The organism is Shinella sp. GW821-FHT10F02, from assembly GCF_058809275.1.
The window spans coordinates 965,653-989,889 of the sequence record NZ_JBXASL010000001.1; the positions used below are offsets into that span (position 1 = coordinate 965,653).

The 24,237-nt window shown below is 65.1% G+C and carries 25 protein-coding genes; 7 read left to right on the plus strand and 18 right to left on the minus strand.

Annotation, left to right across the window (positions count from 1 at the left end):
* Positions 1-66 precede the first annotated feature (66 nt).
* Positions 67-1,740 (plus strand): GMC family oxidoreductase, encoded by a 1,674-nt coding sequence (locus AC1RWL_RS04485; protein ID WP_493093055.1) that lies wholly within the window; start codon positions 67-69, stop codon positions 1,738-1,740.
* Here the strand turns inward: AC1RWL_RS04485 and AC1RWL_RS04490 are convergent.
* The 6 genes from AC1RWL_RS04490 to AC1RWL_RS04515 all read right to left on the minus strand — a co-directional run bounded on the left by AC1RWL_RS04490 (position 1,712) and on the right by AC1RWL_RS04515 (position 7,211).
* Positions 1,712-1,930 (minus strand): hypothetical protein, encoded by a 219-nt coding sequence (locus AC1RWL_RS04490; protein ID WP_439615322.1) that lies wholly within the window; start codon positions 1,928-1,930, stop codon positions 1,712-1,714. The two genes, AC1RWL_RS04485 and AC1RWL_RS04490, sit on opposite strands and share 29 nt — an antisense overlap.
* 61 nt (positions 1,931-1,991) lie before the next feature.
* Positions 1,992-3,173, minus strand: a complete 1,182-nt coding sequence (locus AC1RWL_RS04495) for an ABC transporter permease (RefSeq protein WP_493093054.1) — start codon at positions 3,171-3,173, stop codon at positions 1,992-1,994.
* Positions 3,174-3,177: 4 nt separating this feature from the next.
* A complete protein-coding gene (locus AC1RWL_RS04500; RefSeq protein ID WP_493093053.1) occupies positions 3,178-4,320 on the minus strand; it encodes an ABC transporter permease in 1,143 nt (380 codons plus the stop codon).
* Positions 4,320-5,021, minus strand: coding sequence for an ABC transporter ATP-binding protein (locus tag AC1RWL_RS04505; protein ID WP_493093052.1), 702 nt, complete (start codon positions 5,019-5,021; stop codon positions 4,320-4,322). Before AC1RWL_RS04505 ends, AC1RWL_RS04500 begins: the two co-directional genes overlap by 1 nt.
* Positions 5,018-6,118 (minus strand): efflux RND transporter periplasmic adaptor subunit, encoded by a 1,101-nt coding sequence (locus tag AC1RWL_RS04510; protein ID WP_493093051.1) that lies wholly within the window; start codon positions 6,116-6,118, stop codon positions 5,018-5,020. Before AC1RWL_RS04510 ends, AC1RWL_RS04505 begins: the two co-directional genes overlap by 4 nt.
* Before the next feature lie 46 nt (positions 6,119-6,164).
* Positions 6,165-7,211, minus strand: a complete 1,047-nt coding sequence (locus AC1RWL_RS04515; protein ID WP_493093050.1) for a helix-turn-helix domain-containing protein — start codon at positions 7,209-7,211, stop codon at positions 6,165-6,167.
* 172 nt (positions 7,212-7,383) lie between these two features.
* Between AC1RWL_RS04515 and AC1RWL_RS04520 the strand changes: the two genes are divergently transcribed.
* On the plus strand, positions 7,384-8,082 hold the full coding sequence (locus AC1RWL_RS04520) for a class I SAM-dependent methyltransferase (RefSeq protein WP_493093049.1): 699 nt from the start codon (positions 7,384-7,386) through the stop codon (positions 8,080-8,082).
* A gap of 116 nt (positions 8,083-8,198) precedes the next feature.
* Here the strand turns inward: AC1RWL_RS04520 and AC1RWL_RS04525 are convergent, their stop codons facing one another.
* Both AC1RWL_RS04525 and ligD read right to left on the minus strand, forming a co-directional pair.
* The gene (locus AC1RWL_RS04525) at positions 8,199-8,399 is read right to left on the minus strand and encodes a cold-shock protein (RefSeq protein WP_256114733.1); all 201 of its coding nucleotides are present in this window, start codon (positions 8,397-8,399) and stop codon (positions 8,199-8,201) included.
* Between the two features lie 288 nt (positions 8,400-8,687).
* Positions 8,688-9,746: a non-homologous end-joining DNA ligase gene (gene ligD / locus AC1RWL_RS04530; RefSeq protein ID WP_493093048.1), complete on the minus strand. Its 1,059-nt coding sequence runs from the start codon at positions 9,744-9,746 to the stop codon at positions 8,688-8,690.
* Positions 9,747-9,993: 247 nt separating this feature from the next.
* Here ligD and AC1RWL_RS04535 point away from each other — a divergent pair, with 247 nt between their 5' ends.
* The 3 genes from AC1RWL_RS04535 (at position 9,994) to AC1RWL_RS04545 (ending at position 12,438) form a co-directional block, all read left to right on the plus strand.
* A complete protein-coding gene (locus AC1RWL_RS04535; RefSeq protein ID WP_493093047.1) occupies positions 9,994-10,884 on the plus strand; it encodes a dihydrodipicolinate synthase family protein in 891 nt (296 codons plus the stop codon).
* Between the two features lie 84 nt (positions 10,885-10,968).
* Positions 10,969-11,877, plus strand: coding sequence for a DMT family transporter (locus tag AC1RWL_RS04540; RefSeq protein WP_493093046.1), 909 nt, complete (start codon positions 10,969-10,971; stop codon positions 11,875-11,877).
* 87 nt (positions 11,878-11,964) lie between these two features.
* Positions 11,965-12,438, plus strand: coding sequence for a VOC family protein (locus AC1RWL_RS04545; protein ID WP_492647482.1), 474 nt, complete (start codon positions 11,965-11,967; stop codon positions 12,436-12,438).
* Between the two features lie 6 nt (positions 12,439-12,444).
* On the opposite strand, the gene ctlX is transcribed toward AC1RWL_RS04545, so the two are convergent.
* Positions 12,445-13,374 carry a citrulline utilization hydrolase CtlX gene (gene ctlX, locus AC1RWL_RS04550; RefSeq protein ID WP_493093045.1) on the minus strand — a complete coding sequence of 310 codons (930 nt, stop codon included), beginning with the start codon at positions 13,372-13,374 and terminating at the stop codon, positions 12,445-12,447.
* Between the two features lie 11 nt (positions 13,375-13,385).
* Positions 13,386-14,435, minus strand: coding sequence for an ornithine cyclodeaminase (ocd, locus tag AC1RWL_RS04555; protein WP_493093044.1), 1,050 nt, complete (start codon positions 14,433-14,435; stop codon positions 13,386-13,388).
* Between the two features lie 127 nt (positions 14,436-14,562).
* Between ocd and AC1RWL_RS04560 the strand changes: the two genes are divergently transcribed.
* Entirely contained in the window at positions 14,563-15,000 is a 438-nt protein-coding gene (locus AC1RWL_RS04560) for an Lrp/AsnC family transcriptional regulator (protein ID WP_256114726.1), read from the plus strand.
* A gap of 20 nt (positions 15,001-15,020) precedes the next feature.
* Here the strand turns inward: AC1RWL_RS04560 and AC1RWL_RS04565 are convergent, their stop codons facing one another.
* From AC1RWL_RS04565 to AC1RWL_RS04590, 6 genes are all read right to left on the minus strand, one after another.
* Complete coding sequence (locus AC1RWL_RS04565; RefSeq protein ID WP_256114725.1) at positions 15,021-15,398, minus strand: hypothetical protein; 378 nt, start codon at positions 15,396-15,398, stop codon at positions 15,021-15,023.
* Between the two features lie 10 nt (positions 15,399-15,408).
* On the minus strand, positions 15,409-16,314 hold the full coding sequence (yghU, locus tag AC1RWL_RS04570) for a glutathione-dependent disulfide-bond oxidoreductase (protein ID WP_493093043.1): 906 nt from the start codon (positions 16,312-16,314) through the stop codon (positions 15,409-15,411).
* A 169-nt stretch (positions 16,315-16,483) separates the two neighbouring features.
* The gene (locus tag AC1RWL_RS04575) at positions 16,484-17,566 is read right to left on the minus strand and encodes an extracellular solute-binding protein (protein WP_493093042.1); all 1,083 of its coding nucleotides are present in this window, start codon (positions 17,564-17,566) and stop codon (positions 16,484-16,486) included.
* 40 nt (positions 17,567-17,606) lie between these two features.
* On the minus strand, positions 17,607-18,497 hold the full coding sequence (aguB, locus tag AC1RWL_RS04580) for an N-carbamoylputrescine amidase (RefSeq protein WP_493093041.1): 891 nt from the start codon (positions 18,495-18,497) through the stop codon (positions 17,607-17,609).
* A gap of 9 nt (positions 18,498-18,506) precedes the next feature.
* A complete protein-coding gene (locus AC1RWL_RS04585) occupies positions 18,507-19,505 on the minus strand; it encodes an agmatine deiminase family protein (RefSeq protein WP_492647475.1) in 999 nt (332 codons plus the stop codon).
* An 89-nt stretch (positions 19,506-19,594) separates the two neighbouring features.
* Positions 19,595-20,617, minus strand: a complete 1,023-nt coding sequence (locus tag AC1RWL_RS04590) for an agmatine deiminase family protein (protein WP_493093040.1) — start codon at positions 20,615-20,617, stop codon at positions 19,595-19,597.
* Positions 20,618-20,713: 96 nt separating this feature from the next.
* Here AC1RWL_RS04590 and AC1RWL_RS04595 point away from each other — a divergent pair, with 96 nt between their 5' ends.
* Positions 20,714-21,598 (plus strand): LysR substrate-binding domain-containing protein, encoded by an 885-nt coding sequence (locus AC1RWL_RS04595; RefSeq protein WP_493093039.1) that lies wholly within the window; start codon positions 20,714-20,716, stop codon positions 21,596-21,598.
* Here the strand turns inward: AC1RWL_RS04595 and AC1RWL_RS04600 are convergent.
* Both AC1RWL_RS04600 and AC1RWL_RS04605 read right to left on the minus strand, forming a co-directional pair.
* Positions 21,595-22,629: an ABC transporter ATP-binding protein gene (locus tag AC1RWL_RS04600; RefSeq protein ID WP_493093038.1), complete on the minus strand. Its 1,035-nt coding sequence runs from the start codon at positions 22,627-22,629 to the stop codon at positions 21,595-21,597. The two genes, AC1RWL_RS04595 and AC1RWL_RS04600, sit on opposite strands and share 4 nt — an antisense overlap.
* Entirely contained in the window at positions 22,626-24,221 is a 1,596-nt protein-coding gene (locus AC1RWL_RS04605; RefSeq protein WP_493093037.1) for an ABC transporter permease, read from the minus strand. Before AC1RWL_RS04605 ends, AC1RWL_RS04600 begins: the two co-directional genes overlap by 4 nt.
* Positions 24,222-24,237 lie beyond the last annotated feature (16 nt).

The window sequence follows — 24,237 nt, forward strand, 5'->3', positions numbered from 1 at the left end:
CGAGGAGGACGCTCAGATGCCAGGTAGAACGGTCGGACTTTATAACAGCGACGGCGGCATAACCCGATGACGCGTCCGAATATCCCATCTGACCGTTTCGACTACATCGTCGTCGGGGGAGGCTCCGCTGGCTGCCTGCTGGCCAATCGCCTCAGCCGCGATCCTGCGACGCGCGTGCTGCTGCTGGAAGCGGGCAGGAAGGACAACTATCCGTGGATTCATATCCCGGTCGGTTATCTCTACTGCATCGGCAATCCGCGCACCGACTGGCTGTTCAAGACCGAGCCGGATGCCGGGCTGAACGGCCGGTCGCTGCGCTATCCGCGCGGCAAGACGCTCGGCGGCTGCTCCTCGATCAACGGCATGATCTACATGCGCGGCCAGGCTCGCGACTATGACGGCTGGGCGGCGGCGACCGGGGACAGCGCCTGGTCCTGGCAGAATTCCCTGCCCGATTTCAAGGCCCATGAGGACCACTACCGGCTGGACAGCGGTGCGGACCCGCAGACGGGCGGCAACAGCCGATTCTCCGACATGCACGGCCACGGCGGCGAGTGGCGCATCGAGAAGCAGCGCCTGAAATGGGATATTCTCGAATCCTTCGCCGAGGCTGCCGTCGAGGCCGGCGTACCGCGCTCCGACGATTTCAACAGCGGCGACAACGAGGGCGTCGGCTATTTCGAAGTCAACCAGCGTTCGGGCTGGCGTTGGAACACCTCCAAGGCCTTCCTGCGCCCGGCGAGGAACCGGCCCAACCTCTCCGTCTGGACGGAATGCCATGTCGAAAAGCTGACGCTCGAAGGCAAGCGCTGCACCGGCGTCGTGCTTCAGCGGCAGGGGCGCAGGATGGAGGTCCGCGCCGAGAAGGAAGTGATCCTTTCGGCCGGGGCGATCGGCTCGCCGCAGATCCTGCAATTGTCGGGCATCGGACCGGCGCAGCTTTTGAAGCGCCACGGCGTCGAGGTGGCGCACGATCTGCCGGGCGTCGGCGAAAACCTGCAGGACCATTTGCAGATCCGCGCGGTCTTCAAGGTCGGCAATGCCAAGACGCTGAACACGCTCGCCAACAGTCTGTTCGGCAAGGCGATGATCGGCCTTGAATATGCGTTCAAACGCAGCGGCCCGATGAGCATGTCGCCCTCGCAGCTCGGCGCCTTCACCCGCTCGGACGAGACGCAGGTCCACGCCAACCTGGAATATCACGTCCAGCCGTTGAGCCTCGATGCCTTCGGCGAGCCGTTGCACAGCATCCCCGCCTTCACCGCGAGCGTCTGCAACCTGAACCCGACCAGTGCCGGAACCGTGCGCATCCGCTCCGGCAAGGCGGCCGATGCACCGGCCATCGCGCCGAACTACCTGAGCACGGAGGAGGATCGCCGCATCGCCGCCGACAGCATCCGGCAGGTGCGCAAGATCGTCTCGCAGCCGGCGCTTGCAAAGTACCAACCGGAGGAGTGGAAACCCGGTCTCCAGTTCCAGTGCGACGAGGACCTCGCCAAGCTCGCCGGGGACATCGCCAACACCATCTTCCACCCCGTCGGGACGACGAAGATGGGCCACGCCGACGACCCGATGGCCGTGGTCGACAGCCGCCTGCGGGTGCGCGGCATCGCGGGCCTGCGCGTCGTCGATGCCGGAATCATGCCGAAGATCACCAGCGGCAACACCAATGCGCCGACGCTGATGATCGCGGAAAAGGCGGCGGGATGGATTATTGCCGATGCCCGGCAGCACGGATGACGGACGGGGATGACCGCGATTCCTGGTTGAGCAGGTCGATTGCGGCGAGGGCTTCCCGCCGCGTGGAAAAGGCAAGAATCTCGTCGCCCATCATGCCGGGCAAATCGGTCGCATTGTCCCAGACCACATAGTGATCCAGCGGATCGAGGAGACATTCGTAGCGATCGGTCGTCCCGGTTTCCATCGCCATGTCATCCTCCGCTGCCTGACGTTTGAAGCCGGCAACATAATCCGCCAATGCAAACATCCGCTTAACCGCGCGCCCGAAGGGCGGCGGTCAGCGGTAGCCTTGTCGCGGCGAGCGCGGGAAGGGCGCCGCCGAGGATGCCGATGGCAAGGCCGAGCAGGCCCGCCGTCAACAGAACGTCTGGCGTGACGGCGAGCTGGAAGGCCATGCGGGTATTGTTCGCGCCGATCGTGCTGGCCTGCCAGCCGTTGAAGATCAGCCAGGAGGCAAGGAGGCCGAGGACGACGCCGGCGCCCGCCAGCACCACGGCTTCCACCCATGTGCCGAGAAAGGCCGAGAGGCGGCTGAAGCCGAGCGCGCGCACGGTGGCGATCTCGACGGTGCTATCCGAGACGGAACTTGTCATCGTGTTGAGGGCGCCCGCCGTCGCCCCCACAGCCATCAGCAGCGCGACCGGCCAGCCGAACAGGCGGATGAGGCTCGCCGTGCGCCCGGATTGCGCGGCGTAAAGGTCGGCTTCGGAGACGGCGACGAGCGGGGTCTCGGTGATCGTGGCGAGCGCGCCTTGCAAGCGTTCGAGCGATGCGGGATCGGCGAGGCGGAGTTTCAGGCTTTGCACCTGACCCTGCCGGTCGAAGGCGGCGCGCACCGCTTCGAGGTCTGCCCACAGTTCGGATTCGAAGGCGCTGCCGCCGGCGGAGAAATGTCCCACGACCGTCCAGTCGACCGCACCGAGGCGCACCGTGTCGCCCACTTGGAGGCCGAATTCCTCGGCGAGACGATCGCCGGCGACGATCTCGCGGGCGCCCGGCGTGAAGATGCGGCCGGCCGAAAGCGTGATGCCGTCGCGGATCGACGGGCCGGCCGCGTCCATGCCGCGTAGCGCCATCGTGCGCTGGCTCAGATCGACGGACACGACGATCTCGCGGGACGAGACGCGCTTGCCGCCGGCGGCGCGGACGACGCCCAGGTCGCCGGTCATGGCATCGAGCGTGCGGATGACGGTTGCGGGAATATCCGAGCCCGTCTCCTGATTGGTGCCGCCGCCGAGAACGACGGCGACGGCGCGTGAACCGGCGCCGGTCAACGCCGTCTCGAACCCTTTCGCCATGGAGAGGAAGCCGGCGAGCACGCAGACGACGAGGGCGACCGACAGGGCCATGGAGGCGGAAATCGCGGAACGGCGCGGCAGGCTGGACAGGTTGGTGCGGATCATCACGAGCGCTTGTCTTGCATGGGTGGACATGGGGTTACCTCGTTCTGAAAGCTTTGATGATGGGGGTTCGCATGGCGTTGAAGGCCGGCAGCGCGCCGGTCGCAAGCCCGAGGGCGGCGATGATGACCAGCGCCTTTGCGAGAACCGGCGCGGAGAAGACCAGCCCGAGCGTCGGGCCGGCAAGAATGGTGGCGAGCTTCGCCAAAGCGAGGCCGATGCCCCCGCCGACTGCGAAGACGAAGAGGGTTTCGCCGAGGACGAGCGCCATGATGCCGAGGCGGGAGAAACCGAGCGTCTTCAGCACGCCGATCTCGAAGGTGCGTTCGCGCACGGCGAAGACCATGGTGTTTACGACGATCATCAACAGGGTGACGAAGGCCGCGCCGATGACGAGGTTCACGATCAGCCCGACATCGGCATATTGGCGCAGAAACGCTTCCAGGAACTGCTTTTCCGACTGGGTGCGCGTCGGCGTCGCCGAGTTGGCGAACATAGTATCGATGCCGGCGGCAAGTTCCCCCGGCGAAACGCCTGCGCGAGGCAGGACGACGAAGGCGTCCACGGTGTCCTTGCCGCGCGCGCGGGCGGCGTTCACATAGTCGTAGCGGGCGATCATGAAATAGGTGTCGGTAGCAGCACTTTCGCCCTCGAAGATGCCGGCGATCTCGAAACGCCAGTCGCGGCTGCCGTCCTCTCTCGGCGTGTCGAAGGCGGTGAACGTCGCGCGTTGGCCGACGCTCCAGCCTTGCGCCTCGGCGAGCGCGCGGCCGACCAGCACCCTGTCGCGGGCCTGGCCGATCGCGCCGACCAGGGCCGGCGTCAGGCCGAGCCCCTTGCCGTTGACGGCCATCAGCAGGTTTGGATCGGCGGCGCTGATGGCGACGACGTTTTTCTCCACGCCGGCGAAGCCGCGCAGCCGCGCGACATAGCCGACCGCCGCAACGCCGGGATCGGCGGCGATGCGCGACATTGCCGCCATCGGCAGCGGTTGCGTGTGGCCGCCGGCACTCGTGACGCCGAGAAGGTCGTCGCTGGCGCCAGCGGCACCCTGCGTTCCGTTCAGGAAGCTTGCGGTCAGGCCGTAGATCAGGAAGGCGACCGCGATCGAGACCATGAGGAGCACGGTGCGCAGCGGCTTTCGCCAGGCATTCTTTCGGGCGAGATCGAAGAAGGTCATCAGGCGGCCCTCTTCTCTTCGACGAAATCGCCCTTGTCGAGATGCAGCGTGCGGCGTGCATAAAGGGCTGCCTGCGGGTCGTGCGTCACCATGACGATGGTCTTTTCCAGCTCGCGGTTGAGGAAGCGCAGCATGTCCAGAACCTCGTCGGCAGACTTGCGGTCGAGGTCGCCGGTCGGCTCGTCGCAGAGCAGCAGGCCCGGATCGGAGACGATGGCGCGGGCGATGCCGACGCGCTGCTGCTGGCCGCCGGACATCATGGCGGGATATTGTTTTTCGCGCCCGGCGAGACCGACGAGATCGAGGACCTTTTCGACACGCAGGCGCCGTTCCTTGCGCGACAGCGGTTTCAGCAGCAGCGGCAGCTCGACATTTTCCGCGGCGGTGAGCATGGGCAGCAGATTGTAGAACTGGAAGACGATGCCCATGTTATGCGCCCGCCAGGCCGAGCGCGCGGCCTCGCCCATCTGGTCGAGGCGACTGGTGCCGATGCTCAAGGTGCCGGCATCCGGCCGGTCTATGCCGGCCAGCATGTTGAGCAGCGTCGATTTGCCCGAGCCGGACGGCCCCATGACGGCGACGAAATCGCCGCGCGGGATGGCGAGGTCGAGACCGGCGAAGATGGGCATCATCTCTCCGCCAATGCGATAGGCCTTCCTGACGCCGCTGAGCGCGATATAGGGGGTTGGGTGCTGGGTCATTGCGTGTTTTCTCCTGTTTCATCGAGGGCGATGCGGATGCGGGCTGCCATGTTCGGGCGGATGCCGTCGGGCGGATCGTCGAGCGACAGGCGCAGCGTGACAGTGCCCTTTTCCGCGGAGGCGACCGGCGCCAGCCGCAGGACCGTGACGGCGAAGGGTTTGTCGGGAAAACCGTCGAGCACCGCCTGGCCGGCAAGGCCGGGCTTGAGGGCCGCGATGGTGGTTTCCGCTACGTCGGCGTCGATCACGAGGGTTTTCGTGTCGGTGATCGTCAGCAGGCTCTGGCTTTCGCGAACGCTGTCGATGCGCGCCAGCACCGTGTCGCCGACGCGGGCGTCGAGACGGGTGACGGTGCCGGCGAAGGGCGCGCGAACGGTCAGTTCCGCCACCCGTTCCTCAGCAATGCGGATAGCGATATCGGCGCTGTCTTTGGATTGCCGGGCCTGCGTCACGGCATTCTCGGCGCGCTCGGCTGCCGCGCGTGCGTCTTCAAGCGACTGTCTGGAGGTAGCGTCGCGGGCGGCGAGAATCTCCGCGCGGTCCAGCAGGGTGCGGGCCTGTGCGAGGTCGATAGCGCGGGCGGCGAGGACCAGCTCGGCGTGAGCCTTCGCGGCGCGCGCCTGTTCGAGCGCGAAGCGGGCGCCCGCATCCTCCAGCGTGACAAGAACCTGGCCCGCCTCGACGGCGTCGCCCAGCGCCACGGCGATCCGCGTGATCCTGCCTTCATATTTGGCAAAGACCGTCGTCATGCGCGGCGCGGCGACGAAGCCGGAACCGGTGACCTCGCGTCCGGCCGGGATGGGATTGCGGCCAGCGGATCGTTCGCCCTCGACCTCCGTCACGGCGACAGGGTCGGCGACCGCACGCTCCGGCTCCGAGAGGGCGGCTTCAATATGAAGGACTACGTCCTGCCGATAGAGGAGGGCGCCGACGGCGGCTCCGACCATCAAGACGCCGAGGCAGATCGGAAGGACGAGACGCCGGAGCATCGGCTTCGGCGGCTGGATATCGTGAGGGACGGGCTCAAGCGAGAGCGACTTGAGCGTCTCGGCCAGTTTTCGGCCCTGTTCGGTGGCGATGTCGAAATGTGTGTTCATGCCGGACATCATGGCCGGCGAGGGCGAAACCGCGACCTGGAACGCGTTATGGGTCGTGCTTGATCGCGATCGGGGACGTCGCGGCCTTGCGCTCGCGCCATTCGAGCGGCGACATTTCGGTGACGCGGCGGAATTCGCGGTTGAAGTTGGACTTGGTCTGGAAACCCACCTCGAACATGATCTCGGTCACGGGCTTGTCCGTCTCGGCAAGCAGCGCGCAGGCCTCGGCGATCCGGTGCTCGTTGACATATTGCGAGACGTTCTTGCCCGTCGCCCGGTTGATCGCCGTGGAAATCTGCCGGGCCGGAATTCCCGTCTTGCGCGCCAGCCGGTCGAGGCTGAGATCGACATCGCGATAGACTCGTTTCGCCTGCATCACCGCCTGAACCGCGGCGAGGGTTTCCTTGTCCTCCGCCATCTCCAATCTGGGGCCAGGGCCGGCACCTGCCGTCTGATCGGGCTTGCCTCGGCGCCCGGCTGTCGCGACGGCGCCGGACAGCACCGCCAATACAGCAAGGTTCGCGATGGTGACCAGAAGGGGCGCATGGTCGCCCTGGGTCCAGGCGAAGTCGAGAAAGATCACGATGTCCATCGCCGCCGACAACAATAGGGCCGTCGCTGCGAAGAGGATGGCGCGATAGGCGGGGCCGGCATTATCGAAAGGCGTCAGGCGAAGCGCGTCCGAGCCCGGCCGCATCAAAAGCAGGATCGCCACCGCATAGCCGCTGAAGATCAATGCGATGGCGAAGTCGATGGCAGCGCGCCACAGCAGGACCATCAGCACAATTGCGATCACCGGAATGAGATGCAGACCCACACGCAGGATCGGTGACACATCGCTCTTGCGCACCATCCCGGCCACGCCGGCATAGACAAGCGGCGGTACCGTCGAAGCCACGATGGGCAGCACCGGACCGACGCCATTCACCGCGTAGCCCCAGCGAAACCCCAGCAGGATCGATTGAAGGGCGGCCACCAGAATCAAGGCGAGAAACGGCATGTTCGGCGGCGCATCGTCGTCGCGTCGAATGACGGTGACCAGCAGAATGACAAGCAGGGTCGCAACGACGAAGGGAACTGGAATGGATAGCATTATGTCTGGAAGGGCTTGAGGGCAGAAGAGGAGTGTTCGACGCTATCATGGCGTATCGGGCAGGTTTTCGCGACCTCGATCACGTTTGAGGTCTCTTTTCGGGGTAACTCCACCCTCGGTGCCGTCTTCACGCCGCTTGACCGAATGCGGAATTTGTAACTATTATTGTTACATGACTTCAAGCAATGAAAAATCTGGATCTCCCGGCGTCGACAAACCGGCTTTTACCGCGGCGCATGCCAGTTCCTATGTGGAAGGAACGCTGAAAAAGGTTCCGGGCCTCGCTTCGCTCCACCGCATGGCGTCGATGCTGATTGCAGAGCGGGTGCCGGGGGCCGGCCGGGTTCTGGTGCTGGGCGCGGGCGGTGGACTGGAGCTCAAGGCTTTGGCCGACGAAAATCCTCACTGGGATTTTTACGGAATCGATCCCTCGGCCGACATGCTTTTGCTGGCGCAGGAGATGGTAGGGCCTCATCTGCCGCGTGTGCAATTGCACCAGGGATATATAGACACCGCTGAAGAGGGGCCGTTCGATGCGGCCGTTTGTTTCCTCACGCTGCATTTCGTGGCGCGCGATCAACGCCTCGACACCTTGCAGCAATTGCGTCGCCGGCTGGTGCCGGGCGCGCCGTTCCTTGTCGCCCATATCAGTTTTCCGCAGGGTGAACCCGAGCGATCGATGTGGATCGCCCGCCATGTCGCCTTCGGAGGGGCTTCCGGGGACGCGGAAAGCGCGCGGCAGGCTATTGCCACGAGATTGTCGATTCTCTCGCCCGAAGAGGACGAATCGATGCTGCGGGAAGCGGGGTTTTCGGATGTCAGCCTGATTTATGCGGGCCTGACATTCAGGGGGTGGGTGGCTTACGCCTGAACTCTCGCCGTTTGCTTGGAAGCCAAGCCCGGCATTCGGCGTGTCTTGACGCCTTGGCTCAAAAGTGCCGAACGAGGACCGGCGAGGCTTCTCAGCCGATCCTCGAACGAAACAGATCAGAGAACGCGGACGTTTTCTGCCTTGGATTTGCCGGTCTTGCGGTCCTGGCCAACGTCATAGCTGACGCGCTGGCCTTCGCTCAGCGAGCCGCCCTGCAGAGCGGAAACGTGTACGAAGACATCACTGCCCCCATTTTCGGGCGTGATGAAACCAAAACCCTTTTCCCCATTGAAAAACTTAACAGTGCCAGTGGCCATTTCTAATCCTCGAAGCTCGAACAGCGGATTGCCGCGCGGCAAAACCTATCGCGGTTGGACGCAGTCTGCAATGCGCTTGCTGGTTGGTAAGCCTTAATCTCCACGATCCATTGTCATTTTTTGATACTTCGTGGGTTGCGAAGACCGGATTCGAGCCCCTTGAATTGCTCCAGGCCCATCCATATCTAGGGTTCACCACCCGTATTGATGATGCCTGCCGCAACAGCACCATACTGCTGCGCGTGTCGTCCGGGTCTAATAGGGCGCTCCCCGAAAGGGTCGAGCGCCCTATTTCTTTTCCAGGCCGACGTGTTGTTTCATGTCATACACGGCGGCGTTGTCCTGGATTTTTCGCAAGCCCTTATAAAGCGTTTGGCGGAGATTGCCGTCTTCGCTCCAGCCGCGGAATTCGATTTCAGCAATGAGGGTGGGCAGCGTGAAGACGTAGCCTTTGCCCTTCATCGGCAAGACCGGTTTGCGCGTCTTGAGCATGTCGAGCGTCTTGCGGAGATAGTCCGCATCCTTGGCGCTTAGCCCGGTCGAGACGGAACCGACATGCACCCAATCATGTCCGTGCCGTGCGGCGAGAAGCAGGCTGGCGATGCCGCTTTGGGCGGAATCCGATGGCTCATAGCCGACGATCATGAAGCTGCCGCCCTCTATGCATTCGACCTGGAGCCAGTCGTCGCTGCGACCGGATCGGTAGGGGCGGTTGCGATGTTTGGCGACGATGCCCTCCAGCCCGAACCGGCGCGCTTCGGCTAGGAGGTCGTCTGCATCGATGTCGAGTTCTTCCGACAGCCGGATCGCGCCGTCCCCGCCGGCCGGGACGAGATCTTCCAGCAGATGCCGCCTCAAGGAGAGTTCCGTGCCCGTCAGGTCCTGGCCATCGAGATAGAGTAGATCGAAGGCAAGGAAGATGGCCTCCTGCAAAGCCCTTTTACCGCCAAGCGCGTTTTGCAGTGCCGCGAAATCCGACCGGCCTTCTTCATCGAGAATCACCGCCTCGCCGTCGAAAATGGCCGAGTTGACGCCGAGATTGCGGGCTGCGGCCGCGATGGCCGGAAAGCGGTGCGTCCAGTCCTCACCGCCCGGTGTGACAAGACGAACGCCCTTCGGATCGATGTGGACGGCGAGCCGGTAGCCATCCCATTTCACCTCATAGAGCCAGTCCGCACCTTCCGGCGGGGCAGGCCTGCGCGAGGCGAGACAGGGTTCTATGCGATCGGGCATCGGATCGAAGGGCAGGCCGGGCTGCTGCGGATCCCGCTTGCGGATAGGGCGGGACTGGAGCGTCGCGCCGGATTCGTCGAGCAGCGGAAGAGGCGATCTGCGCTTCGGCGTCATGGGAATTCACCATCTCCTGCATCGAGCCCGGAATTTCATCGTCGCAGTTCGGGAGATAGGTACGTTCGCCGCGAACTTCACCCCCCGTATCGAACGGACGTCACTATGGCGTGACAGGCCGGACCTGTTCAAGGCCGCAGCCGGGCACTGCTTTTGCAACATGCAATCAGGGATTTGTCGCGGTGACAATGTGGCTGGTCGCCTTCAAATGGCCCGGCGGTCTATGATCGGCCGACAGGAGGAGCGCATGACCCTATTTTCCGGCCTTTCGGCCTTTTCCATCACGCCCACGGACGCCGCCGGCCGCGTCGACCGGGAGGCGCTCTCCCGCCTGCTCGAGCGTATCCGCAGTGCGGGCGCGGATTCGATCGGCCTGCTCGGCAGCACGGGCGGTTACGCCTTCCTGTCGCGCGAAGAGCGTCGGCACGCCGTCGAGACAGCGATCGCCAGCGTCGGCGGCCGCATTCCCGTCATCGTCGGTGTGGGCGCGCTGCGTACGGACGAGGCCGAGGCGCTGGCGCGCGATGCAAAGGCGGCCGGTGCGGACGGGCTGCTGCTGGCGCCCATGTCCTATACGCCGCTGACGGAGGAGGAGGTTTTCCAGCACATGGCCGCGGTCGCCAAGGCCGGCGACCTGCCGCTCTGCATCTACAACAATCCCGGCACGACGCGCTTCGTCTTCAGCGACGACCTGATCGCCCGGCTGGCGGAAGTGCCGAACATCGCCGCCATAAAGATGCCGCTGCCGGCCGATGGTGATTTCCGCCGCGAAATCGCCAGGCTGCATGCCCGTACGCCTGCAGGTTTCCCCATCGGCTACAGCGGCGATTGGGGTGCCAAGGAATCGCTGCTTTCGGGCGGTGCCGCCTGGTACAGTGTCGTCGCCGGCCTGCTGCCGGCCGAAGCGCTGGCGCTGACGCGCGCCGCTATGGCCGGCAATCGGGCCGAGGCCGAGCGGCTCGACCTGGCCTTCCAGCCGCTCTGGGACCTGTTCAAGGAATTCGGCAGTTTTCGCGTGATGTATGCCATTGCCGGGCTTCTCGGCCTCAGCAACGCCGCTCCGCCGCGGCCGATCCTGCCCCTGCGCCCGGCCGATATCGCACGGGTCGAGGCGGCGCTGGATCGCGTAAAGGGCTGACGCCCACGCTTCTCTCACCATCGAACCATTTTCGGCGCTGGTCGGATAGGGTCGCATCATCGCGAAGCCGAAAAAGGGACTGGAATGACGGCCGAGAATAAAAGCCTGACCACCGACCTCGCATTGCTGTTTTTGCTTTCTAGCCTCTGGGGTGCGTCCTACACCTTTATCAAGCTCGGCGTTGAAACGATCCCGCCGATAACCCTGATCGCCGCGAGAACGCTTATCGCGGGCAGCCTTCTTCTCGCAATCGTTTGGGCACGCGGCCTGTCGCTACCCCGGGACCGGAAAAGCTGGGGCCGCTTTCTCTTCCAGGCCTGCCTGAACAGCGTCATTCCCTTCACCCTGATCGCCTGGGCGGAGCAGACGACCGATGCCGGCCTTGCGACGATCCTGAATTCGACCTCGCCGATCTTCACCTTCCTGCTCACCGCCCTCGTCACCCGCCATGAGGTCGTGACGGGCCGCAAGCTCTTCGGCGTTTCGGCAGGCCTGGTCGGCGTCGGCCTTATCGTTGGCTTCGAGGCGCTCGGCGGGCTCGGGCAGGAGGCGTGGGCGCAGCTCGCCATCGTCGCAGCGACCGTGAGCTATGCGGGGGCTGCGATCTTCGGGAAGAATTTCCGGGGGCTCGATCCGATGATCCCGGCGGCGGGCTCGATGATCTGCGGCGCCGTCCTCCTCATTCCCGCCAGCCTGATCGTCGATCGCCCGTGGACGCTGGCCCCGAGCAGCGAATCCATAATGGCCCTCCTGGGGCTCTCCGTCTTCTCGACGGCGCTGGCCTTCGTCATCTATTTTCGGCTGATCCAGACGCTCGGCTCGGTCGGTACGACGGCGCAGGCCTATATCCGGGTGCCGATCGGCGTCGGGCTGGGCGTGCTGTTCCTGGGCGAGACGCTGATGCCGACGGCATGGCTGGGGCTGGTCTGCGTGCTCGCCGGTGTCATCGCCATGACCTGGCCCACGCGAAAGCCCATTGCCGCCGCAACCTGATGACACCCGCGGGGTGGAGAAAGCCAGCCGGCGACCTATTTTGCAGGCCAGCGAACAGGAACCGCGCTTCACCGAGAGGACGATGCAATGGAAAAGAACACCATCTGCGTGTGGTACGACAAGGATGCCGAGGCCGCCGCCCGCTTTTACGCCGAGACCTTCCCGAACAGCGCCGTCGGCGCGGTGCACCATGCCCCCGGGGATTACCCGGATGGCAAGCAGGGCGCGGTGCTGGTCGTCGAGTTCACCGTGGCCGGCATACCCTGTATCGGCCTCAACGGCGGGCCGCAGATCAAGCACAACGAAGCCTTCTCGTTCCAGATCTCGACCGAAGACCAGGAAGAGACCGACCGCTACTGGAACGCCATCGTCGACAATGGTGGCGAGGAAAGCGCCTGCGGCTGGTGCAAGGACAAATGGGGCGTCTCCTGGCAGATCACGCCGCGCGTCCTGATGGAGGCGATCACCGCCGGCGGTCCCGAAGCGAAGCGGGCCTTCGATGCGATGATGGACATGAAGAAGATCGACGTCGCCGCAATCGAGGCGGCACGACGCGGCTGATATCCTCTAGGTTCGCGGTGTCAGGTGAATGCCGGCCAGCGTGCAGCGGACGGAACCGCCGGCGCGCTCGATGGTCGGGATGTCCAGCGCCACGATTCGAGCGCTTTCCTCGATCGTCGCCCGCTGATCCGCATCAAGAGCCGCAAGGGCCGTCGTCGAAAGCGCCAGTATCCGCGCATCCTTACCCTGCAATTCCAGGGCGTTGCCGGCGAAGTTCTCGATCTGCGCGTTGCTGAGCGTAACGATGCTGCGGCCCGAGCGCTCCAGCCGCGCGATGACCTCGTCGCGGCGTTTCAGATCGCTCATCATGCCGGTGCCGATCATGGCGAAGCCGGTGGCGACGCACATCAGCACATTGGTGTGGTAGACCGGCACGCCGTTACCGTCACGCGCGTCGAACACCATGGGCTCGAAGTTGAAATGCGTGCAGAAGCGCTCCAGCGCGATCGGGTCCGTGCGATCGGAGCGCACGGCATAGGCGACGCGGTCGATATGGTCGAGCACCATGGCGCCGGTGCCTTCGAGGAACAGGCCGTCAGGTTCCAGACCCGAATAGTCGATCACGTCCTGCACCCGGTAACGGGTCTTCAGCATCTCGATGACGTCGCTCCGCCGCTCGCGCCGGCGGCTTTCCGCCTTCATCGGGTAGATCGCCACATGGCCGCCGGCATGGGTGGAAAACCAGTTGTTCGGGAAGACGGAGTCCGGCGTTTGCGTGCCCTCGTCCTCGAACAGATGGACCGCTACGCCTTGGCTTTCGAGCGTTTGCGCGGCGCGTGTGATCTCGTCATAAGCGGCCGCAGCGAGGTTTTCGCCGGTATCCGTCAGGACCTGGAAGCTGTTGTCCGCCGCAGTTTCCGTGTTGACGGTGAAATGGCGGGGCCGGACCATGACGACGGCGGACGGCGCCTGGGTGGAGTAGGGGGACTGTCTCATCGGTCCCGCCTTTATCGTGCGCGTTGCAGCATGCCGAAGAGGTCGCGCGGATCGTCGGGGTCCGCGATGATGTCGAGTTCCTGGTAGAAGCGGTTCTGTTTCAGCTTCTCGCGAACGTAGCGCAGCGCGGAAAAATCTTCGGTAGCGAAGCCGACGCTGTCGAAGAGCGTGATCTGGCCCGCGTCCCGCCGCCCCTGGGCCTCGCGGGAAACCACCTTCCAGAGTTCCGTTACTGGATAGTCCGCATCCATCTGCTGAATTTCGCCTTCGATGCGCGTCTGCGGCGGATATTCCACGAAGGTATCGGCGCGAAGCAGGATATCGCGGTGGAGCTCGGTCTTGCCCGGGCAATCGCCGCCGATCGCGTTGATGTGGATGCCGCCGCCGACCATGTTGTCGGTGAGGATGGTGGCATATTGTTTGTCGGCGGTGCAGGTGGTGATGATCTGCGCGCCTTCGATGGCCGCCTCGGGCGTGGTGCAGGCGGTCACCGTCAGACCGAAACCGGCGAGGTTGCGGGCGGCCTTCTCGGTCGCCAGCGGATCGATGTCGTAGAGGCGGACATGATCCGTGCCGAGAACGGCCTTCATGGCCAGCGCCTGGAATTCCGCCTGGGCGCCGTTGCCGATGATCGCCATGGTGCGCGCACCCTTCGGCGCGAGATGGCGGGCGGCCATGGCCGAGGTTGCGGCGGTGCGCAGCGCCGTCAGCAGCGTCATTTCGGTGAGCAGAACCGGATAGCCGGTGGAGACTTCCGCGAGCAGCCCAAAGGCCGTCACCGTCTGTAGGCCCTGTCCCATGTTCTTCGGATGGCCGTTGACATATTTGAAGCTGTAAATCTCGCCGTCCGAGGTCGGCATCAACTCGATCACGCCTTCGCGCGAATGCGAGGCGACGCGCGGCGTCTTGTCGAACAGCTCCCAACGCCGGAAATCGGTTTCGATGACGTCCGTGAGCTCGACCAGCATGGTCTCGACGCCGATATGATGGACAAGCCGCATCATGTTCTCGACGCTGACGAAGGGAACGAGGGCTTTCTCCGAGGGGAGCGGTGCGGACATGGCGGTTTCCTCTGCTGGCTGTGTGCCGGAAGGCTAACGACCGGAAATGTTGACCGAAAGAGCAATCTTGTGCCATTTCTGGCAGTCGATTGATCGATATGCCCAGCAGAAGTGTGAAAATAGTCAGATGACGATCGCGAAATACATGCCCGACGACCTTGATCGCCGGATCATCGGCCACCTGCGCGCGGACGGCCGGGCATCGCTCGCCAAGCTCGCCGATGCACTCGGCGTCGCCCGCGGCACGGTGCAGAGCCGGCTCGATCGGCTGATGGAGACCGGCACGCTGCTTGGTTTCACGGTTCGGGTCAGGGACGATTACGACGCGCACAGCGTGCACGCCGTCATGATGATTGAAGTGTCGGGCAAGTCGACGACGCACGTCATCCGCAAGCTGCGCGGCTTCCCGGAGATGCAGGCGCTGCACACGACGAACGGCAATTGGGACCTCGTCGCCAACATCCGCGCCGCCAGCCTCTCGGATTTCGACCGCGTGCTGCGCGAGGTCCGCATGGTCGATGGCGTTTCCAACAGCGAGACGAGCCTGCTTCTCAGCAGCGTTTGAACGGGCGCGCGCCGGCCCGTCTACACCTCGAAGACATCCTCGAAGGATTCCGGAAAGCTTTGTCGTGCCACCCGTTCGTCGATGACGAACATGGCCTCGTAGGACAGCGGGTCGAAATCCTTGTCGGCCGCCACGACCTCGCGGCCGAAGAGCAGGTTGAGGCGGGCGGCATCGAGATTGCCGCGCTCGAAGGGCTCTGCGCCGAAATGGTGCCAGAGCGCGTGCAGGAAGGCGGCGTCGATGCGGTGCTCGGCCGTGCCGGGGCGGGCGCGACGGGGCAACGCCTTGATCGGCGTCACCCCTTTCGGATTGGCGCGCCGGATGGTGAACTGCACGCCCGTACCCGGCATGCCGGACGGAAAGCCGCGGTGTTTCGTCATGTCGGGAAGGGTGGGCATCCGGTCCTCCTTACGCCTGGCCGATTTTGTCCTGGGTCTTCGTGTCGAAGTCCGAGGCGTCGTGGCGCTCATGCAGCTGCTCGGAGGGATCGCCGTTCAGCCGGTTGACCATGCGGCCGCGCTTGACCGCCGCGCGGGCAGCGATTTCGGCCGTCCAGCGCTGCACGTTCGCGTAGCTCTGCACGTCGAGGAAGGTGCCGGCATCGCCATATTGTTTGCCTTGGGCGAGGCCGCCATACCAGGGCCAGATGGCCATGTCGGCGATCGTGTAATCGGCGCCGGCCATGAACTGGTTTTCCGCGAGGTGGCGATCGAGCACGTCGAGCTGGCGCTTCACCTCCATGGCGTAGCGGTCGATGGCATATTTGATGTGCACCGGCGCATAGGCATAAAAATGGCCGAACCCGCCGCCGAGGAAGGGCGCGGAACCCATCTGCCAGAACAACCAGTTGAAGGTTTCCGCGCGGGCGCGAAGTTCGCCGGGCAGGAAGGCGCCGAACTTTTCGGCGAGATAGAGAAGGATGGAGGCGGATTCGAAGACGCGCACCGGCGCGCCGCCCCCCTTCGGCGCATGGTCCATCAGCGCCGGAATCTTGGAGTTCGGATTGGCCGCGACGAAGCCGGAGCCGAACTGCTCGCCGTCCCCGATGCGGATCGGCCAGGCGTCGTATTCAGCCTCGGTATGGCCGGCGGCCAGAAGCTCCTCAAGCAGGATCGTCACCTTCACGCCATTGGGCGTGGCCAGCGAATAGAGCTGCAGCGGGTGTTTGCCGACCGGCAGGTCCTTGTCCTGCGTCGGGCCGGCGATGGGCCGGTTGATGCTGGCGAAGGCGCCGCCATTGCCCTTGTCCCAAGTCCAGACCTTCGGAACTTCATAGCCGGCGGGGAAATTGTCGGCGGGGGATTTCTCGGTCATGAAATAGATCCTTGTCGTCGAAACAGCATGTCCTGACCGTTCTATAGCGCCCTTATGCCGCCTTCTGGAAGGCACGTATCGGTTCGAAAGAATTTTTCGACGCATCAAACGAACAAACCGGCCAGGTGCGCTGGCCAGTCGTCCGTCGCATTTCGAGGGCAGGGATGGGCTAGCGAACACCCTTCGCGCGATCCCAGGCCTGCGTCCACATTTTGAGCGCCTTCTGGCTCAGCGCCTTCGGCAGGTGGAAACGCTTTTGCGCCTCTTCGGAAGGGTAAAGGTCGGGGTTCGAGCGCAGTTTCTCGTCGAGCAGGGGGAGGGCCGCCTTGTTGGCGGTGGAGAAGCCGGTTTCCGTGGCAGCGGTCGCAGCAATCTCGGGGCGCATCACGAAGTCGATGAAGGCGTGGGCGGCTTCCGGATGCGAGGCGTCGGCGGGTATGGCAAGCACGTCGGCCCAGACGAGGTTGCCTTCCTTCGACAATTTATAGGTAATCGTGAAGGGCTTGCCCGCCTCCTTCGCCCGGCTGCTGGCGATCAGCATGTCGCCGGAAAAGCCGATCGCCAGGCACAGGCCGCCATCGGCGAGGTCGTTGACGTAGCTGGAACTATGGAACTTTCGCACATAGGGACGAACCTTGGAGACGACCTCTACTGCCTTTTCCAGTTCGTCCTTGTCGGTCGTATCGGGGTTGAGCCCCAGATAGATCAGGGCGAGGCCGAGCACCTGCTCGGCATCGTCGAGCATGCCGACGCCGCAGGAGGCGAATTTTTCGACGACCGCGGGATCGAAGACCATGCGCAGCGAATCGACCGGCGCGTCCGGCATGATCTCCCGTACCTTCTCGACATTGTAGCCGACGCCGGTCGTGCCCCACATCCAGGGAACGTTATGGGCATTGCCGGGGTCGACGGCGGTGGCGCGCTCCAGCACGACCGGGTCGATATTGCCGAAATTGGCAAGCTTGCTGCGGTCGAGCGTCGCCCAGACGCCGACCGGCAACTGGCGCAGGAAGTGCGGCGAGAGGTTGACGGTGACGAGGTCGTAACCCGACTTTCCCGTCAGCATCTTCGTCTCGACCATGTCGTTGGAATCGAACAGGTCGTAGGAGACCTTTATGCCCGTCTCCTTCTCGAAGGCCGCGATCGATGCCGTGCTGAAATAGGACTCCCAGGAATAGAGGTAGAGAACCTTCTCTTCGGCCGAAACCGAGGTTGCCGCGAGGCATGCCGCAAGCGTGAGCCAGCGTTTCATCGTCTTTCTCCGTGCTGTTGGTTCGGTTGTTGCCGGATTGTCAGGCTGCTTTGTCCGCCAGCAGCCGCGCCGGCGTCGGCTGGAGCAGGGGGCTGTAGAGATCGGTGCGCCGGTCGCGGAAGACGCCCCAGCTTCGGCGCGCCTCGGCGATGGCATCGAGGTCGAGCGCCGCGGTGATCACGCCCTCCGTGACCCGGTCGGCCTCGGTAAGCTTGGCGCCGGTGTGGTCGGCGATGAAGGAGGAACCGTAGAAGGTGACCGCCGATGTCTTGCCCGTTTCGACGCCGATCCGGTTGGCTGCGATGACGGGCGTGAGGTTGGCGCCGGCATGGCCCTGCATGACGCGCTGCCAGTGGTCGCGCGAATCCCAGCCAGGATAGGAGGGTTCCGAGCCGATCGCCGTCGGATAGACCAGCACCTCGGCGCCCAGCAGCACCATGGCGCGCGCCGCCTCCGGAAACCACTGGTCCCAGCACACACCGGCGCCGACCTTGCCGGCCGCCGTCTCGAACACGCGAAAGCCCGTATCGCCATCGGCGAAGTAGAATTTTTCGGAATAGCCGGGGCTGTCGGGGATATGGCTCTTGCGATAGTGGCCGAGCACCTTGCCATCGGCATCGATCATCACCAGCGTGTTGAACAGGCGGGCGCCATCGCGCTCGAAGAGGGACACGGGCAGTACGACGCCCGTCTCGCGGGCGAGCGCCGCCATGCGGGCGATGGTCGGGTGGCCCTGCAGCGGCCGGGCGCGGGCATTGTGGATTTTATCCTCGTCGACGCAGAAATAGACGCCTTCGAACAGCTCCTGAAGCACGACAAGTTGAGCACCCCTTCGCGCCGCCTCGCGCACATGGGTTTCGAGCTTTTCGAGATTGGCCTCGATATCATCGGTGCACGCAATCTGCACCGCAGCCGCAATCATGGAACGCATGGCTTCACCTCATTCGGGTTGTTGTTGCGTGACGCAGTGGATGCCACCGCCGTTTTCGTAGATGCGATCGACCTCAAGCTCGACGATGCGGCGACCCGGATGCAGCCGGCCGAGCACGTCCGCGGCAAGCGCATCCGCCTTGCGATCGCCGAAGCGCGGAGTGTAGAGCGCGCCGTTGCCGACATAGTAGTTCGCGTAACTGGTCAAAAAATCCTCGCTCGTCGAGCGGACGTCCGTCGCGGCGGGAATGGAGACGATCTCCAGCGGACGGCCCCGGGCGTCTCGCGCCTTGGCGAGGATCGCGAGCGCCTCCTCATGGGCGCGGCCCCATTCCGACGTGTCGCCGGGATAGCTGCTGGCGATCACGAGGCCCGGCTCGACAAAGCGGAACGATCCGTCGATATGCCCGTCCGTGATATCCAGCCCGCGCACGCCGGGCACCCAAAGCACCGTTTGGACACCGAGCGCCGTCTTCAGGCGCCGTTCGATCTCGGCGCGCTCCAGCCCGGGATTGCGGTTGTCGTTCACCCAGCAGCTTTCGGTGAGGAGCAGCGTGCCGTCGCCATCATATTCCAGGCCGCCGCCTTCGCCGCAGAGGCCAGCATCGAGCCGCTCGGTGCCGGCTTGCTCCGCGATGCGGGCGGCGAGCTGGCCGTCGCGGGCATGGACCTGCTTGCCGCCCCAGCCGTTGAAGTGGAAATCGATGGCCGCGAGGCTGCCGTCGGCCTTTCGCACGAAGACCGGCGCGCTGTCGCGAGCCCACATGTCGTCGGTCGGGATGTCGACGAGTTCGACCCTTGGGCCGCACAGGCGGGCGGCAAGATCGTGCTGGTCCGCCGCGGCGGCCATCGTAACGGGCTCGTTCTCCGCAATCGCGGCTGCGAGCCGGCCCAGCGTTTCCTGCACGCTTTCGAAATAGGCACCCGAACCGCCGTAGAGCTTCGGCGTGCTCGGCCAGGCCATCCAGGTCCGTGCATGGCGTTCGGATTCTGCGGGAACTGTGGTCAAAGCTTTCTCCTCTGCGGCTCGGACCGGCATTTCGGGCATAAGCGCCAGGCCCGCCGCGAGCACGAAGTGACGCCGGGTCAATGCCGCGGTCACAACGGCTGCTCCTGCGTGATGCAATGGATCGCCCCGCCGGCAGGCACGACGGCCCCGACGTCGACGGTCACGATGCGCCGCTCCGGAAAGGCGCGGGCCACGGCCGCCTTGGCTTCCTCGCCGGAGGGGCGGCCGAAGGTCGGCATCACGACGCCGCCATTGGTCAGCGCGAAATTGATGTAGGAGCGGGCGAAAACCTCGCTGGTCGCCTCGACGTCATAGGCCTCCGGAATGGGGATCACCTCGAAGCGGCGGCCGCGCGCATCCGTCTGGCTGTTGAGGGCCGCCAGGTTGTCGGCAAGGATGCGGCCGTGCAGGTCGGCCGGGTCGGGATTGTATTCGAACATCACGACGCCGGGTTTGACGAAACAGCACATGCCGTCGACATGGCCGTCCGTCTCCAGGTCGAGCGGATCGCCCGGCAGCCAGACGACCTTTTCCAGGCCGAGCATGCGCAGCAATTCCTGCTCCACCCAGGCTTTTGAGAGGCCGGGATTGCGGTTGGGATGCAGCAGGCTCGTCTCGGTCGCAATCAGCGTGCCTTCGCCATCGCAGGCAAGCGAGCCGCCCTCGCAGAACAGGAAGGAGCGCAGGATTTCCGCACCTTCATGCGCCAGCACATTGCCAGCCAGCGCATCGTCGGCGTCGAAGGGCTCGTGTTTACGGCCCCAGGCGTTGAAGCGCCAGGACACGCCGGCGAGGCCGCCATCGCCGCGCTTGAGGAAGGTCGGGCCGGAATCGCGGATCCAGCAATCGTCGATCGGCAGGGCGACGACCTCGATGCCATGGCCGAGATGGGCCCGGGCGCCATCGGCATGGTTGGGGTGGGCCACCATGCTGACGGGCTCGAAACCCGCAATGGCGCGGGCGACATCGGCATAGGCCTGCTGCATCGCCGGCAGGCGATCGCCATAGAGATCCTGCCGGTGCGGCCAGGCCATCCAGGTCTTGGCATGGGGCTCGAACTCACCCGGCCGGCGCAGTTTCACCGCCGTGTCCGGCCATGCTTTCGTATCCATGATTGACTCCTATTCATCTATGGCGCTCATTATCGGGGCGACAGAGGTCCGATACAAACGAGAAGGATTCCTGCTGATGATGAATGAAATTCATGTATGCTGAAATTCCGGCACATTCCGCCCACGCAGTTCCTGAAGGGTTTTGAAGCGGCGGCGCGGCTGGAAAGTTTCAGTCGTGCGGCGGAGGAGGTCGGCCTGACGCAGTCGGCGATCAGCCATCAGATGCGCCTTCTCGAAGGCCAGATCGGGCAGCCGCTGTTCCTGCGCATCGGCCGGGAGGTGCGCCTCACGGATGCCGGGCGCGACTATTACCGCACCGTGCGCCGCTGCCTGGAACTGATGGAGGAGGGCTATCGGCGCCTGGAGCCTTATCGCAAGCCCGGCAGCGTCGTGATCTATGCACCGCGGGATTTTTCGCGGCGCTGGCTCCTGCCGCGGCTGCCGGCGCTGAAGGCCGCGGCCCCCGCCTGCGAGCCCTGGCTCGACACCAGCGGGGTGCCGGTCGATTTCGAGACGATGGAAGTCGATATCGCCATCATCCACGCCCACGAGCCGCCCGTCGGCTGCGAAAGCCTGCTGATCGCCCGCGATCGTGTTTTCCCGGTCGCAGCACCGGCGCTCGCGGCCACGCTGAAAGAGCCCGCCGACCTGCTGCGGGCGCCGCTCATCCATGACGAAGGCCCCGTCGGCTGGGCCGACTGGCTGGGGCATATGGACATCGAGACGGCAGCGGTCTGGAGGGGTGCCAATTTCAGCGACAGCGATATCGCCTTGGCGGCGGCGGAGCTTGGCCAGGGCGTGGCGCTTGCCAGCGCCCTGCTTGCCGAAGCGGCCATTGCGGCTGGCACGCTGGTTCAGCCCTTCGCGGCCGCCATCGGATCGCCGCGCGCCTGGTATGCGCTTTCCAGCGAAGGACGGCTCGGGGACGCCGATGTGCGCGACACCTGGCGCTGGCTCGAAGGGCTGGCCGAGGCCGCTTAGCCGAAGACGTGGGCCTTGCCGGTGACGTCGAGGCGCACGAGATTGCCGGCTGCGGGCAGCGCGACGCTGGAGGTCTTGATGAGGATCGGCGGCAGGGCGACGTCTGCCAGCGCCACGGCCACGGTGCAGATGGCGCCGCCGAACTGCACGTCCACCACGCGCCCGCCATTCTGCGGTGCTGCGGCATCGACGACGACGCGGATCTGCTCCGGCCGCAGCATGATTTCCGCCTTGCCCGCATGGTCGCTTTCGACCGCCACGCGCCCGAGCGCGCAGTCGGCAAAGCCGTTGCGCACGATCGCCGGCAACAGCACGGCATCGCCAAGAAACAGCGCCGTTTCCCGATCGCGCGGATGCTGGTAGAGCATCTGCGGCGAGCCCGCCTGAACCAGCCGCCCCTCGCGCAGCACCGCGACTTGGTCGGCAAAGGAAAGCGCCTCCGCCTGGTCGTGGGTGACGAGAATTGCGGTGATGCCGGCATTTTGCAGCACGCGCGCGACCGCTTTGCGCATGTTTTCACGCAGGCCCGTGTCAAGCGCGGAAAAGGGTTCGTCGAGCAGCATCAGCCGCGGCCGGCGGCCGAGCGCGCGGGCCAGCGCCACGCGCTGCTGCTGGCCGCCGGAGAGCTGGTGCGGCCGGCGGGTCGCCATGGCGCCGTCGAGTTCCACCATTTCCATCAGTTCGGCGATGCGGCTTGCCCGGTCCGGGGCACCGCGTTCGAAGCCGAAGGCGATGTTGTCGGCGACGCTCAGATGCGGAAACAGCGCGCCGTCCTGCGAGACGATGCCAATGCCGCGTTTGTGCGCCGGCACGCCCGCCGGTCCGTCGGCAAGCAGCGCGCCGTCGAGGCTGAGCCGGCCCGTATCGGGAAATTCGAAGCCGGCAATGATGCGCAGCAGCGTCGTCTTGCCCGAGCCGGACGGTCCGACCACCGCCGTGCGGCTGCCGGGGGCGACGGAAAGGCTGACGGCATCGAGCGCGCGCACGGGACCATAGCGCTTGCTGACGGTTTCGAGGTCAAGCAGCGTCATTGTCCGGCCGTCCGTTTCGATTGGGCATGGAGAAGAAGGGTGAGCGGCAGCGACAGGACCACCATCATCACCGCGTAAGGTGCTGCGGCGACATAGTCGATCTCGCTTGTCAGCGACCAGAAGCGCGTGGCGAGTGTGTCGACGCCGTTCGGTGCGAGCATCAGGGTGGCTGTCAGTTCGTTGGTGATGCCGAGCGCGACAAGCGCGACGCCGGCGGCGGCACCGGGTGCGGCGAGCCGCAGGGTGATCTGGCGCAGCGCCTGGCCGGGCGTGCGCCCGAGCGCCATCGCCGCGCGTTCCAGTTCCACCGGCGCCTGCGCGATGCTGGCGCGCAGGCCCACCATGGCGCGCGGCAGGAACATCAGCACGTAGCCGGCGAGCAGCATGGCAAAGGTCTGGTAGAGCGGCAGCAGGAAGCGCACGGTGATCGACACCAGCGCCAGCGCCACCACCACGCCCGGCAGCGAGCCGACATAATAGTGGCAGGCTTCGAGCAGCCGTTGCAGCCGACCGGGCGCGCGCACCGATAGCCAGGCCATCGGCACGGCGGCGATGGTCGCGAGGATGCCGCCGGCAAGCGCCAGCACGATGGTTTGCGCGACCGCGCCCGTCACCTCGTTGTTCCAGATATTGAGACCGCCGATCCAAAGCCAGCGGCCGAGTGTGAGCAGCGGCACGCCGAGGGTGAGGAGGGCGAGCCCCGCCGGCACAAGAAGGGCGGGCAGCGCAAGGCGCCCGAGCCGGCGCCGGTCGACCGGCCGTGCGGCACCGGCGCCAACGCGGGCATAACGCTCGTTACCGCGCACCAGCACTTCCAGCGCCAGCAGGAACAGGCAGCAGGTGACCAGCACGCCGCCGATCATATTGGCGGCGGGGCTGTTGTAGGAGGACTGGAACTGATCGACGATGGCGGTGGCCAGCGTGTCGAAGCGGATCATCGCGAAGAGGCCGTATTCCGACAGCAGGTGCAGGCCGATCAGCAACGAACCGCCGCAGATGGCGAGGCGCAGCTGCGGCAGCACCACGCGGAAGAACACGGCCACGGGCGCGAGGCCGAGCGAGGCGGCGGCATCTTCCACCGCCGGGTCCAGCCGCCTGAGCGCTGCGGCCACCGGCAGGTAAAGAAAGGGGTAATAGGCGAGAACGGCGACAAAGACGCCGCCCGAAAGCCCGCGCATGCTCGGCACGAGGCTGACCCAGGCATAGCTGTGCACGAAGGCCGGCACGGCGAGCGGCGTGATCGCCAGCCAGGCCCAGAGCCGCGCGCCGGGAATGTCGGTGCGTTCCGTCAGCCAGGCGAGCCCGACCGCGAGCGCGATCGACAGCGGAATGGTGATGGCTTCCAGATAGACCGTGCTCAGAATCAGCTCGCCGATGCGCGGGCGGAAAACCAAGGTCTTCACCGTTTCCCAGCCGACATCGTAGGTCACCCAGGCGATGAAGCCGAGCGGCACCAGGCTGAACAGCGCGACGAGCGTGGCAAGGGCGACGACCGGCACACGCGGAAGCAAGGCGGTCGCCCGCTGCCGCGCCGGCCACGCCCCGTTGAATGCTTCTGCTGTACTATCCTGCAACAAGGCCCATGCCTTCATGCCATGAGAAAGGTCG